Below are 13,338 nucleotides of genomic sequence, written 5' to 3'. Positions count from 1 at the left end.
GCTGCACTGCGCAGCGGAGTCGATCGGTCCGCTCTATCGGCGGTGCGCCCCGGCAGCGCGGGTCCGCCGCGCGAAGAAGCGACCGTCGACGCGATCGAGTGCGATCGACTGACTGAACGCCTCGGTCAGATTCTCTGCGGTGATGACGTCGTCGACCAGTCCCTGCGCCACCACCCCGCCTTCCTTGAGCAGCAACGCGTGACTGAATCCCGGCGGAATCTCTTCCACGTGATGGGTGATCAGCACGGTCGCGGGGGCGTCGGGATCGGCAGCGAGGTCGGTCAGCCGCGCCACCAGTTCCTCGCGTCCACCGAGGTCGAGCCCTGCCGCAGGCTCGTCCAGCAACAGCAGTTCGGGATCGGTCATCAGAGCGCGGGCGATGAGAACGCGCTTTCGTTCGCCTTCCGACAGCGTGCCGTAGGTGCGGGTGGCGAGATGCTCGGCACCGAGGCTCTCGAGCATTTCCACTGCACGCTCGGTGTCGACCGCGTCGTATTTCTCACGCCAGCGCCCCAACACCGAGTAGCCGGCGGACACCACCAGATCGGATACCAGTTCGTCGGCCGGAATGCGCTGCGCCAGCGAGGAGGACGACAGGCCGATCCGCGGCCGGAGTTCGGAGACGTCGGCCTTGCCCATGACCTCGCCGAGAACGTGGGCGACACCGGACGTGGGATGGATTTCGGCCGCTGCGATACGCAGCAGGGACGTCTTTCCCGCACCGTTCGGGCCGAGGACGACCCACCGTTCGTCCAGTTCCACCTTCCAGGTGACGGGTCCCACCAGGGTCGCACCGCCGCGGCGGACGACTACGTCGGTGAAATCTACGAGCAGGTCGGGATCCGGTTCAGACACGACGCCTATCTTCCCGCACATCGACCACGCATTCACGGCAGGATGTGCACGCGTGTCGCCCAATGACGATCTGCCTCGTAGCTTGCACCGGACCACCGGCGGCGAGTCCGTCTCGAACCCGCCCGGATCACCGTTCCCACTGGGTGCCACCGCGATGCCGACTGGCACTCAATTTGCAGTCCACGCACCCGAGGCCGACGGAGTCGAGGTGTGCCTGATCGATCCGGACGGCGGCGAGCGTCGGGTGGAACTGACCACCCGGACATTCGGAGTTCGACACGCCTTCGTCCCGGGAGTGCGGCCAGGTGATCGATACGGCTTCCGCGCCCACGGGAGATGGGATCCGCACTCCGGGCGCCGGTTCAACGGTGCGAAGATTCTGCTCGATCCCGCGGCACGCCAGGTGATCGGAGCATTCGGAGACCCGTCGGCGTTGCTCGCCTACGAGGACGACCCGTTCGGTGCGCCCAGTTCTCGCGACTCGCTCGGGCACCTCCCGCTCGGCGTCGTCCGCGCAGCCCCCGATCGCGTCGGCCGTCCCGCTCGCCCCGAGGTGCCGTGGGACCGAACCGTCCTGTACGAGCTGCACGTGGGATCGTTCACGGCCCGCAATCCTGCTGTCCCCCAGCATCTTCGCGGTACGTATCTCGGCCTGGCCGAGCCGGCCGTCCTCGAGCATCTCGCTCGCATCGGCATCACGTCGGTCGAATTGCTGCCCATACACACCACATTCACCGAACCCGGCGTCCGTGCCAGGGGGATGCGAAACCACTGGGGGTACTCGACGGGTGCGTACTTCGCACCGGATCCGCGCTTCGCCGCCGTTCCCGGTGACGAGGTGGACGAATTTCGCACCATGGTCGACGCATTGCACGCTGCCGGGATCGAGGTGATCCTCGACGTCGTCTACAACCACACGTGCGAATCCGCGATCGACGGCCCCTCCATCAGCTGGCGTGGGCTCGATGCGCCCGGCTACTACCTGCTGGACGGACGCGGATCGGACGTCGATCTGACCGGCTGCGGCAACACTCTCGATTCCGCGTCGCCCGCGGTCGTGCGGATGGTGTGCGACAGCCTTCGGTACTGGGTCGAGGACATGGGCGTGGACGGGTTCCGATTCGACCTCGCCAGCACTCTCGGCCGACCCGGCGGTTGGCGATTCGATTCTCGCGCACCGTTGTTGACCGCCATCGCCACCGATCCCGTCCTGGCTCGGGTCAAATTGATCGCCGAGCCGTGGGATGCCACCGGTGCCGGCTATCAGGTCGGCAACTTCGGAGTGGCCTGGTCGGAATGGAACGATCGCTACCGTGACACGGTCCGACGCTTCTGGGCGGGCCAGCACGGCGTCCGCGAATTGGCCTCGCGCCTGGCCGGTTCGGAAGACCTCTTCGCGAGCAGTGGACGCTTGCCATGGGCGTCGATCAACTTCGTCACCGCGCACGACGGGTTCACCGCCCGAGATCTGGTGTCGTACGACCGAAAGCACAACGAGGCCAACGGCGAAGAGAACAGGGACGGTACCGACAACAACTCGTCGGTCAACCACGGAGTCGAGGGTCCGAGCGAGGATCCATCCGTCGCCGAGGCCAGGGCACGCCATGTCCGGGCACTATTGGCAACCCTGACGCTCTCCACCGGAACACCGATGCTCCTTGCCGGCGACGAACTGGGACACAGTCAGGGAGGCAACAACAACGCGTATTGCATCGCCGAGGATGCACCGGCGGCCGACGCCTGGGCGATCGACTGGGACAGTGCCGATCAGAACATGATTCGCTTCGTGGGTCGACTCCTTCGTGTCCGAGCGAGCGCTCCGACACTGCGTCAGCAGGAGTTCTTCACCGGCCGCGCGACACCGACCGGCCGACCCGATCTGGTGTGGTTCGACTCCGCTGGAATCGAATTCGACACGGACCGATGGAACGACGACTCGGTGCGCACCATTCAGGCCTGGGTGGACGGTTCCGACGTCCGCTCCTTCGCCTCCGACGGCGGGCAGGTAGACGATGCCAGCTCGCTCCTCGTTCTCCATTCCGGAGGCCCAGCCGATATCGTTCTGGCGTGCCCGAGTTGGTCGTCGTCTCGGTTCGTTCCGGTTCTCGATTCCTCGACTGTTGACGGTGTTCCCTTCGAAACCACTGCGCTGGAACCGGGTTCGACGATATCGGTGACCGGATCGACGGTCCTCGTGCTGCGCAGCGCAGGCAGGTGAGTCATGAACAGTTGCACGAGCGGACCGACTCCGAGCGCATAGAGAACCGTCCCGACGCCGAGCGTCCCGCCGAGCAACCAACCGGTGAGCACCACCGTGCACTCGATTCCGGTGCGGGTGAGGCGAATCGACCATCCGGTCCTGGCCACCAGACCGGTCATCAGTCCGTCTCGCGGCCCCGGACCCATCCCGGCACCGATGTACAGCGCGGTTGCGAACGCGTTGACCACGATGCCCGACACCATGGCCAGGGTCCTCATCGGGAGCCCGTCCAGGTCCGGCAGCATCGCCGACGTCGCGTCCACCGCAACGGCGATCACCACCACGTTGCTCACGGTGCCCAGGCCAGGACGTTGCCGTAGCGGGATCCACATCAGCAGTACGGCCGCACCGGTGATCGCGGTGATGGTCCCGAAGCTGAGCGACAGGTGGCTTTCGAGCCCCTGATGAAAGACGTCCCACGGGTTGACGCCCAGTCCACCCGCGATCATGAACGACATCGACGCCCCATACAGCCACAGCCCCACGTAGAGGGCAGCCAACCGAGCAGGGAGTCGGCGACCGGCGAGTAAACGACGTGGTGAGGTGAACATGCTTCCAGTCTCGGGGCTACTGGATATGTTCGGCATAGCCACTTGTGCGACAGTGGACCCCAGAGCTACGGAACGGCGATCACGGTTGTCGAACCGGGTGCCACTTCGGTGAAGCCTGCGTCCCGCACCGCGACGGCGCGACCGGCACGAACCTCACCCAGTGCACGCGTCCATTGTTCCGGGTTCGCGGATCGGACCGAACATTCGAAGCCCGACGCAGCCCATTCGCGGCATTGCGCTGTGCTCATCGCACCCGCCAGCAGCATGGACGCGTGCCCCACCTGAGCGGCTGCTTTCCCCACCGTCATCGACAGGGAGGCGTCGATCCACAGCACCGGTCCGGCCGAGACCGAAGGTTCGTCGTCGGCCGACACGTCGGTTCCGCCGATCTGCAGCCGCTTGATCCGAGGATCCAGATCTCCGACCCGACCGGGCACGAACGCACGTGCCGACGCTCCCCCGACGTCGACCGTGACACCAGGAACGTCCTGCGCCGCACGCCACTGCGCACCGCGTGCACGTCGGGCAACCTTCCGGATGCGTGCCGACGTCCATTCGGTGAAGGCCTCGTTCCACGACGCGCCCACGCCCACTCGTGGGTCCAGGCACAACGCAACGGTTGCTCGTGCAGCCGCCTCGAGCAACTCGCTGCGGAGGGGCGGATCGATCTTGGGGATGTGCAGCACCAACGGCATCGCCAGAACCTGTGCCGGATCTGCCGGGTCCTCCGCTCCGCCGTACCCACGAGCGAGCGCGGCGTGCCGCGAGACGAACGTGTTGTCGGGTGAGAATTCCTCGACCGCAGTCTCGGCCGCCACGTCATCCGGTGTGTCGCCGGTAGTGGGATCGCCGGTCACGGGATCGCCGGTCATGGGATCGGGACGCGGCGGACTCCCCCGTCCACTGCGTCCGCGGCTTCGATCTCGTTGCGGGTGACGCCGAGGATGAACAGGACCGCGTCGAGGTACGGATGGGAGATAGCGGTGTCGGCGATCTCTCGCAACGCAGGCTTGGCGTTGAAGGCAACCCCGAGGCCTGCCGCGGTGAGCATGTCGATGTCGTTCGCTCCGTCGCCCACGGCGACGGTCTGCTCCATCGGTACTCCCGACTGCGCCGCGAATTCACGCAGTGCGGTCGCTTTCGCAGCACGATCGACCACTTCTCCGATGACCCGTCCGGTGAGCTTGCCGTCGACGATCTCGAGGGTGTTCGCCTTGACGTAGTCGAGTTCGAGTTCGTGAGCGAGGCCCTCGATGACCTGTCGGAATCCCCCGGACACGACGCCGCAGGCGAAGCCGAGACGCCGGAGGGTGCGGATGGTGGTTCTGGCCCCCGCGGTCAGTTCCAGACTTTCGCCCACTTCGTCGATGACGGATTCGTCGAGTCCCGCCAACACGGCGACCCGCTGTTCGAGCGACTCCGCGAAGTCGATCTCACCGCGCATGGCAGCTTCGGTGACCGCACGTACCTCGTCCTCGCGTCCCGCGCGGGCAGCCAACATTTCGATGACCTCACCCTGGACGAGCGTGGAGTCGACGTCGAACACGATCAGTCGCTTGGATCGCCGTGCGATTCCGCCGCGCTGCACGGCGATGTCGACGCCGATTCCGGCTGCGATGGCCGCGAGCCCCGTGCGCAACTGCAGGTCGGCATCCGGCGACGTGTCGGTCGCGGTCACCTGCAGTTCGAGGCCGGTGACGGGATAGTCGGCAATTCCGCGTATGGAATCGATGTTCGCGCCCTGGCGGGCGAGTTCACGGGAGATGGTGCTGAAAGCGCGCGCTGTCACGGGTCGTCCCAGCACGACGACGACGTGGGTGGCCAAACTCTGACCACCGCCCCGCGCGGTGTCGATCTCGACATCGACGTGAACGCCGACCGTCGCCATCGCGTCCTCGAGCTCCTCCTGCAGTGCCTCGGGATCGCGCGGGCAGGACAGGAGAACGCCCAGTGTCAATCTGCCGCGGATGACCACCTGCTCGACGTCGAGCAGACTGACGTTGTGCCGTGACAGTGCTGCGAACAGCACCGATGTGACGCCCGGCTTGTCGGGTCCCGTCACCGTCACCAGCACTGCGGTGTCGCTCGAAGTCACCGAATCTCCCTTTCGTGCACGGCCCAGCGGCCGGATAGGTCTTCGTGTCACCTGTCGTGGACGAGCGAGCCCGAACACGCCACGAGATTGTCGCAAGCGAAGAGCCCCACCCGGTAGCCGGGAGGGGCTCTCGCTGCACTGTGGACTACTTGGGGTCCGGGTCTCCTGACCCTTCGTGATCGCTGGTGGCGATCGGGGCCCGGCGGGCCTGTTCGAGCACTGCGGTGGTCTTACCGCCGTGCGCTCCCGGCCCGACGTGCGCTTCCGCGCGCATCCGCTCGACCATGTGCGGGTAGTGCAACTCGAACGCCGGACGCTCGGAACGAATCCGAGGCAGTTCGGTGAAGTTGTGTCGCGGCGGCGGGCACGAGGTGGCCCATTCCAACGAGTTGCCGTAGCCCCACGGATCGTCGACTGTGACGACCTCGCCGTATCGGTAGGACTTGAACACGTTCCACACGAACGGCAGTGTCGAGGCACCGAGAATGAAAGCACCGACCGTGGAGATGACGTTCAACTCGGTGAACCCGTCCGAGGGAAGGTAATCGGCGTACCGACGCGGCATGCCCTCGTTTCCGAGCCAGTGCTGCACCAGGAACGTGGCGTGGAATCCGAAGAACGTCAGCCAGAAATGCCACTTGCCCAGAGCCTCGTCCATCATCCGGCCCGTCATCTTCGGGAACCAGAAGTAGATGCCGGCGTACGTCGCGAACACCACGGTGCCGAACACCACGTAGTGGAAGTGGGCGACCACGAAGTACGTGTCGGTGACCTGGAAGTCGATGGGCGGCGATGCCAGCAGAACACCGGTCAGACCACCGAAGACGAAGGTGATCAGGAACCCGATCGAGAACAGCATCGGCGTTTCCAGTGTCACCTGGCCTCGCCACATCGTGCCGACCCAGTTGAAGATCTTCACACCGGTGGGCACCGCGATGAGGAACGTCATGAAGGAGAAGAACGGCAGCAGCACAGCGCCGGTGGCGTACATGTGGTGCGCCCACACGGCGATGGAGAGAGCGGCGATCGCGATCGTCGCGTAGATCAGACCCGAGTAGCCGAAGATCGGCTTACGCGAAAAGACAGGGAACACCTCGGAGACGATTCCGAAGAACGGCAGCGCGATGATGTACACCTCGGGGTGGCCGAAGAACCAGAACAGGTGCTGCCACAGCAACACGCCACCGGTGGCCGGATCGAACAGGTGCGCGCCCAGGTGACGGTCGGCCGCCAGGCCGAGCAGCGCCGCCGTCAGCAGCGGGAAGGCCAGCAGAATCAGGATCGACGTCACCAGGATGTTCCAGGTGAAGATCGGCATACGGAACATCGTCATACCGGGGGCGCGCAGGCAGATCACCGTGGTGATCATGTTGACGCCACCGAGGATGGTGCCGAGACCGGCAACGGCCAGGCCCATGATCCACAGGTCCGCGCCGACGCCCGGCGAGTGCAGAGCCGACGTCAGTGGGGTGTACGCGGTCCAACCGAAGTCCGCTGCGCCACCGGGAGTGATGAACCCGGCCGTGGTGATCAGCGCACCGAACAGGTAGAGCCAGTACGAGAACGCGTTCAACCGTGGGAACGCGACATCGGGGGCACCGATCTGCAGCGGCAGGATGTAGTTCGCAAATCCGAACACGATCGGCGTCGCGTACAGCAGCAGCATGATGGTGCCGTGCATGGTGAACAGCTGGTTGTACTGCTCGTTGGACAGGAACTGCATTCCCGGTATGGCCAACTCGGCGCGCATCAGCAGCGCCATGAGTCCACCGACCAGGAAGAACGCGAACGATGTCGCGATGTACATGATTCCCAACACCTTGGGATCGGTTGTCGTCACCGCTTTGTGCAGGAACGACCCCTTCGGTCCCGTCCGCGGCGGGAACGGCCGAGCAGCATCCACCGCAGGTGCGGGCCTAGGCGCTAGGGCAGTCACAGATCCTCCTGATTGCGCGTCGGACCTCGAACCACGAGGCGACGTCATCTAGTCGTGCGCTCCTCGAATCGTAGACCTTCGGACCGACGCTTGCCGAACCGGTCCTACCGTGTGTCGTATTGGGCCCGATCGGCCGTGCCCGGATCGCGCGATCTGCCTGCGCTGTCGGCCTTTCCGGCGCAGTCGGGGACGCCGCGGGAGTTGCCGATTCCGCACGCTCCGCGGTGCCCGTTCGGGTGTTCTGCGACGGCCGCCTTCCGATACTGTGTGAGACCACCCGACCCGTCGAAGGAAGTCCCGCGTTGCCACTCCATCCACGAGTCCCCCGTTCGTGTGCGCCGCGCAGGATCGGTGCCGTCGTCTCCGTGTGCCTCGCCGCCGCCGTGGCGCTGGTCGGTTGTTCCGACTCCGAGGCGCAGGACGACGCATCCACCATCGTTCGCACCACCACGAACATCGCCGGTGCCGGAGTGGTCGGCAACAACCGGGACACCGAGGGACTGTGCCCCGCACTCGCACCACTCGACCCGACCGGCATCGAGGGCGACACCAGACCCGTCGGACATGCCGAGGGCATCAGCGTCCTTCCCGCCGACCCCCAGCGCATCGTCGTTCTCGATGCCGCAGGCCTGGACGCGAGCTGCGCGGTCGGCATCTGGGAGCGCGTCGTCGGGGCGGCCACGATCGACCCCGATTTCCGGGGCGACGGAGACCAACCGCTGTACCTGGGCACCGGATTGGCGTCCGTTCCGTCCGTCGGGCCGGTGGGTTCACCCGACATCGATGCCATCGCCGCCCTCGACCCCGATCTGATCCTCGGTGCCGAGTCGCTCGGATCGACTACGTACGACGAGCTGACAGCCATCGCCCCGACCGTCTTCACCGCAACGGGGCAGGGTTGGAAAGACACCTTTCTGCAGTCCGCGGCGGCGCTCGGTCGCGGCCAGGCGGCATTCGAGGCACTCGCATCGTTCTCCGCCGACGCCGAACGAGTCGGTCGTGAGATCGACGCCACCCAGACTCAGGCGTCCGTCGTCCGATTCGCTGCGGATTCCATCGAGGTGGACGGACCGAACTCGTTCGCGGGCCAGATACTCGACGAGGTCGGAGTCGGCCGGCCCCAGAGCCAGCGCGACGCCACGTTCTCGGTCGAGTCGGACAACCTCACGCCGGTCGAGGGAGACATCGTCTACGTGCGATTCGCGGGCCCCGACGGCGAGAGCTTCGGGCGCGAGGTGATGGACTCCGATGCGTGGCACGCTCTCGGTTCTGTCACCGACGGTCGGGTCTTCGCCGTCAACGACACGGTGTGGTCGGGCAGCGGCGTCGTCGCGGCACGGGCCGTTCTGGACGACCTGTCCGCCTCCCTGAACGCCTACGTCTCCTGACGCGATGCCGATTCCCGAATTCGTCCGCGCTCTGCGCAGTGTCGTCGGAACGTCGCCGTTGTGGTTGTCCGGTGTCAGCGCAGTCGTTCTCGACGACGACCGGCGCGTGCTGCTGACCCTGCGAGCGGACAACAACACCTGGGCCGTGGTTTCGGGGATTCTCGAACCGGGTGAGGAACCCGCCCCGGCAGCGCTGCGTGAGATCGGCGAGGAAACCGGGGTGAACGCCTCGATCGAGCGCTTGACGAGCGTCGACGTGACGGAGCCGATCACCTACCCCAACGGCGACGTCGCGCAGTATCTGGACATCACGTTCCTCGCTCGATACACCGGCGGCATCCCGCATGTGGCCGACGACGAGAATCTCGACGTTGCCTGGTTCGCACTCGACGAGCTCCCCGAAAACCTCACGGCCACTTCGCGATTGCGAATCGAGAAGGCCATCGCCGACGAGCCTTCGGCGTGGTTCCGTCGCTGACTCCCGACCGCACCGAGGACACAGTTCGACCGAACCTTCCCCCTTTCGATCGTAATGTGATATCACTTTAATATCACCATCGAGAGGGAGGTACTCATGTCCGCACCTGCAACCGTCGCCGAGAAGCCGACGGGTACCCCGACCACCACCATCGCCGAGCGCCCGGGATGGGATCTTCCCGGCTGGTCGATGCTCGGCATCGGCCTCGCGCTGATTCTCGGCGGAATCGCCGCGTTCACGGTCGGACTGGTCTTCACCGTCGTCGGACTGATCGTGACCGGGGTCGTACTGTTCGTCCTCTCACTTCCGGCACTCATGGGCCTGACGCTGGTGCAACCGAATCAGGCTCGCGTTCTTCAGCTCCTCGGGAGTTCGTACAGCGGCACCCTGCGGACGCCGGGGCTGCGCTGGACCAATCCGTTGACGTATCGCAGGGCCATCTCGACGCGAATCCGCAACCACGAGACCGGACAATCCAAGGTCAACGACGCCGACGGCAACCCGATCGAGATCTCCGCCATCGTCGTCTGGCAGGTCGCCGATACCGCACTGGCGTCGTTCCAGGTCGATGACTACGAGGAGTTCGTCGCCGTCCAGACCGAGTCCGCCGTCCGGCACATCGCCGGCAGCTACCCGTACGACGCCGAAGGGCGAATGTCGTTGCGGGAGAACGCCGACGAGATCACCGCCGCCATGTCGGAGGAGGTGCACGCACGGGTACGTTCGGCCGGTGTCGAGGTGATCGAAACCCGAATCAACCGGTTGGCCTACTCACCGGAGATCGCTCAGGCAATGTTGCGGCGGCAGCAGGCAGGCGCGGTCATCGCCGCCCGTCAGCAGATCGTCGAAGGTGCCGTCGGAATGGTGGAGATGGCGCTCGGAAAGCTGGAGGAAAAGCACGTCGTCGAGCTCGACGAGGAGCGCAAGGCCACGATGGTGTCGAATTTGCTCGTGGTCCTGTGCAGCGACCGAGACACGCAACCCGTCGTCAACACCGGATCGCTGTACCAGTGAGCCATGGCCGTCGAGCGTAAGAAGATTCTGCTGCGGTTGGACCCAGCGGTGCACGACGCTCTCGCCCGTTGGGCCTCCGACGAGTTGCGGAGCACCAATGCTCAGATCGAGTTCCTATTGCGCCGCGCTCTGAGCGAGAAGGGTCGAATGCCCAAGGACGCCGAGGACATTCGCCCGCCGGGACGCCCACCGAATTCGTGAGCGTCCCGGCGTGGCGAACGGGCTCAGAAGTCCCAGTCCTCGTCTTCGGTGTTGACGGCCTTGCCGATGACGTACGAGGAACCCGAGCCGGAGAAGAAGTCGTGATTCTCGTCGGCGTTGGGTGAGAGCGCCGACAGAATCGCCGGGTTGACGTCCGTCTCGTCCTTGGGGAACAGGCCCTCGTAGCCGAGATTGTTCAGTGCTTTGTTGGCGTTGTAGCGCAGGAACTTCTTGACGTCCTCGGTCAGGCCGATCTCGTCGTAGAGGTCCTGGGTGTACTCGACCTCGTTGTCGTACAACTCGAACAGCAACTCGAAGGTGTAGTTCTTGAGTTCCTCGCGCTGCGCCTCGCTGACCTTCTCGAGACCCTTCTGGTACTTGTACCCGATGTAGTACCCGTGCACGGCCTCGTCGCGGATGATCAGACGGATCAGGTCAGCGGTGTTGGTGAGCTTGGCCCGTGAGGACCAGTACATCGGCAGGTAGAAGCCGGAGTAGAACAGGAACGATTCGAGCAGCGTCGACGCGACCTTGCGCTTGAGCGGATCGTCACCGTGGTAGAAGTTCAGGACGATCTCGGCCTTGCGCTGGAGGTTGACATTCTCCTCGGACCAGCGGAATGCGTCGTCGATGTCGCGGGTGGAGCTGAGGGTGGAGAAGATGGAACTGTAGCTCTTGGCGTGCACCGACTCCATGAACGCGATGTTGGTGTACACCGCCTCCTCGTGGGGAGTGATGGCATCCGGAATGAGGCTGACAGCGCCGACGGTGCCCTGAATGGTGTCGAGCAGTGTCAATCCGGTGAACACACGCATCGTCAACTGCTTCTCGACGGCGGTCAGCGTTGCCCACGACGGAATGTCGTTGGACACCGGCACCTTCTCCGGCAGCCAGAAATTACTGGTGAGGCGCTCCCACACTTCGGAGTCCTTGTCGTCCTGGACCCGATTCCAGTTGATCGCGGAGACGCGATCGATGAGCTTTACCATGGGTGCCTACCTACAGGTCGATGAGCGAGAACTGGGACGGAACTGCGTGAAAAGTCGCTGACACGAACACTACCCGTTGTGTCCGACAAGTCCGGTAGGCACTACAAAGTGTGCCGCGAGTGTCGCCCGCAGCGACGACCCCTACGCCTGCTTCGGTCTGTCACCACCCCACCGAGCACGGGACGGTTCCGGCTTCGATGGCCTCGACCAACTGCGCATGATCGCGCTCGTTCTGATCGGCGTAGGCGTGAGCGAAAGCCGCCATCGCCCGACCGACCTTGTCTCCTCGTCCGAGATAGTCGGCGATCGCCTCCGCGTCACCACTTCGGGCGTGCGCTCGTGCGAGCACCTCACCGCATGCGGTTGCGAATTCGGTGAGGTACGGCCCGATGATCTCGCCGTCGGGAATGACCTTCATGTCACGGAACTGCCGAACGTAGAAGTTCATGTCCCCCACTGCAGTCCATCCCACGAACATATCGGTGGCACTCTGCAGCATTCGCTGTCCGCTGACCACGCGCGCACCGTGATTGTCGTACCTGCTCGGTTCGAGAAATCGCTCGAACACCGACGGCCCCGCCTGCTTGATCTGCAGGAAGAACGGGTCGCCCGTCCGCCGTTCTTCCAGCAGCGCCAGATACACCCGCATCCCTACGCTCCCGACGCCGACCACCTGCCGAACCACGTCGAGAACTCGGAACCTGGACAGCAGACTCCAGATATGGTCGTCGACCGACTCGCTGTAACCTGCGATGACCGCCTGCACGAGCTCGATCTGGGAATCACCCACGTGGGTGCGAAAAGGCGCGTCCTCGCGAATTCGTCGACGCCCGTCCCTCGTCTCGGTGAACTTGCGGGACGCCCCACGGCTGGTACGACGCTCGGCTTTCGTTTCGATGAGTTTCTCGGCGTGGCGGGCGATGCCCGACGAGAAGTGACCGAGCAAACCCGCGACGTCGATGCGGTCGTACCAGATGTCGATCTCCGGGGTCTTCGCGTACGCCCTCATCTTTCTGCAGTAAGCCGCCGTCATCGCTGCGACCGCCCGATCGGAGCGCCGCGCATCGACCCCGTTCTCGCGACCGAGAACCACCAGAGACGTCGCCAGCCTCTGGAGATCCCACTCGAACGGGCCCGGCAGCGTTTCGTCGAAGTCGCGGAGATCGAAGTACAGGTTCCGTTCGGGGGTGGCCCACAATCCGAAGTTCAACACATGGGCGTCGCCACACAACTGGACCTCGATGCCGGTGTGCGGAGTCGACGCGAGATCGGCCGCCATCACGGCCGCGGCCCCACGGAAATAGGTCCACGGCGACGCGGACATGCGGGCGTAGCGGATCGGTAGTAGCTCCGGCACCCGAATGGTGTTCTGCGCCAGCACCGTTTCGAGCGCATCATGGCCACGTGAGGCTGGATCCCACTCGCCCAACCCGCTGCGAGGTACACGCCGTCGGGCGTGTCGACCACGCGACAATTGCTCGGAAGGACGTGCGTCCTTCCGAGCAATTGTCACATCGATATCGGATTCGACCTCGTCGCCCGCTTCGGTGTCCATGCCTGATTATGCTCCG

General features: G+C 64.9%; 12 protein-coding genes. 6 read left to right on the top strand and 6 right to left on the bottom strand.

Annotated elements, in window-relative coordinates:
- Nucleotides 1-33 precede the first annotated feature (33 nt).
- The gene (locus tag R4P47_RS04440) at nucleotides 34-876 is read right to left on the bottom strand and encodes an ABC transporter ATP-binding protein (protein WP_068045832.1); all 843 of its coding nucleotides are present in this window, start codon (nucleotides 874-876) and stop codon (nucleotides 34-36) included.
- Nucleotides 877-925: 49 nt separating this feature from the next.
- Here R4P47_RS04440 and glgX point away from each other — a divergent pair, with 49 nt between their 5' ends.
- Together glgX and R4P47_RS25085 are read left to right on the top strand one after the other, a co-directional pair.
- Nucleotides 926-3,073 carry a glycogen debranching protein GlgX gene (glgX, locus tag R4P47_RS04435; protein WP_262498316.1) on the top strand — a complete coding sequence of 716 codons (2,148 nt, stop codon included), beginning with the start codon at nucleotides 926-928 and terminating at the stop codon, nucleotides 3,071-3,073.
- Nucleotides 3,074-3,157: 84 nt separating this feature from the next.
- Nucleotides 3,158-3,520, top strand: coding sequence for a hypothetical protein (locus tag R4P47_RS25085; protein WP_188078576.1), 363 nt, complete (start codon nucleotides 3,158-3,160; stop codon nucleotides 3,518-3,520).
- A 211-nt stretch (nucleotides 3,521-3,731) separates the two neighbouring features.
- On the opposite strand, the gene R4P47_RS04425 is transcribed toward R4P47_RS25085, so the two are convergent.
- The 3 genes from R4P47_RS04425 to ctaD all read right to left on the bottom strand — a co-directional run bounded on the left by R4P47_RS04425 (nucleotide 3,732) and on the right by ctaD (nucleotide 7,697).
- Nucleotides 3,732-4,538, bottom strand: a complete 807-nt coding sequence (locus R4P47_RS04425; RefSeq protein ID WP_317784130.1) for a peptidyl-tRNA hydrolase — start codon at nucleotides 4,536-4,538, stop codon at nucleotides 3,732-3,734.
- Nucleotides 4,535-5,761, bottom strand: coding sequence for a phosphoserine phosphatase SerB (gene serB / locus R4P47_RS04420; protein WP_068045812.1), 1,227 nt, complete (start codon nucleotides 5,759-5,761; stop codon nucleotides 4,535-4,537). Before serB ends, R4P47_RS04425 begins: the two co-directional genes overlap by 4 nt.
- A 145-nt stretch (nucleotides 5,762-5,906) precedes the next feature.
- Nucleotides 5,907-7,697: a cytochrome c oxidase subunit I gene (ctaD, locus tag R4P47_RS04415; protein ID WP_068045815.1), complete on the bottom strand. Its 1,791-nt coding sequence runs from the start codon at nucleotides 7,695-7,697 to the stop codon at nucleotides 5,907-5,909.
- 302 nt (nucleotides 7,698-7,999) lie between these two features.
- Here ctaD and R4P47_RS04410 point away from each other — a divergent pair, with 302 nt between their 5' ends.
- The 4 genes from R4P47_RS04410 to R4P47_RS04395 all read left to right on the top strand — a co-directional run bounded on the left by R4P47_RS04410 (nucleotide 8,000) and on the right by R4P47_RS04395 (nucleotide 10,778).
- Entirely contained in the window at nucleotides 8,000-9,085 is a 1,086-nt protein-coding gene (locus R4P47_RS04410) for an ABC transporter substrate-binding protein (protein WP_411567291.1), read from the top strand.
- A gap of 4 nt (nucleotides 9,086-9,089) precedes the next feature.
- Nucleotides 9,090-9,563, top strand: coding sequence for an NUDIX domain-containing protein (locus R4P47_RS04405; protein ID WP_317784129.1), 474 nt, complete (start codon nucleotides 9,090-9,092; stop codon nucleotides 9,561-9,563).
- A 96-nt stretch (nucleotides 9,564-9,659) separates the two neighbouring features.
- The gene (locus R4P47_RS04400; protein ID WP_317784128.1) at nucleotides 9,660-10,577 is read left to right on the top strand and encodes an SPFH domain-containing protein; all 918 of its coding nucleotides are present in this window, start codon (nucleotides 9,660-9,662) and stop codon (nucleotides 10,575-10,577) included.
- A 3-nt stretch (nucleotides 10,578-10,580) separates the two neighbouring features.
- Nucleotides 10,581-10,778, top strand: a complete 198-nt coding sequence (locus R4P47_RS04395) for a hypothetical protein (protein ID WP_037189794.1) — start codon at nucleotides 10,581-10,583, stop codon at nucleotides 10,776-10,778.
- A gap of 23 nt (nucleotides 10,779-10,801) precedes the next feature.
- On the opposite strand, the gene nrdF is transcribed toward R4P47_RS04395, so the two are convergent.
- Nucleotides 10,802-11,767, bottom strand: a complete 966-nt coding sequence (gene nrdF, locus R4P47_RS04390) for a class 1b ribonucleoside-diphosphate reductase subunit beta (protein WP_008717549.1) — start codon at nucleotides 11,765-11,767, stop codon at nucleotides 10,802-10,804.
- A gap of 160 nt (nucleotides 11,768-11,927) precedes the next feature.
- On the bottom strand, nucleotides 11,928-13,322 hold the full coding sequence (locus tag R4P47_RS04385; RefSeq protein ID WP_317784127.1) for a DUF2252 domain-containing protein: 1,395 nt from the start codon (nucleotides 13,320-13,322) through the stop codon (nucleotides 11,928-11,930).
- Between the last annotated feature and the right edge of the window lie 16 nt (nucleotides 13,323-13,338).

The organism is Rhodococcus sp. IEGM 1370 (assembly GCF_033142325.1).
Lineage (GTDB): Bacteria > Actinomycetota > Actinomycetes > Mycobacteriales > Mycobacteriaceae > Rhodococcoides.
The sequence above is the reverse complement of the archived record's forward strand: the minus strand, read 5'-3'. Positions and strand labels throughout refer to the sequence as shown.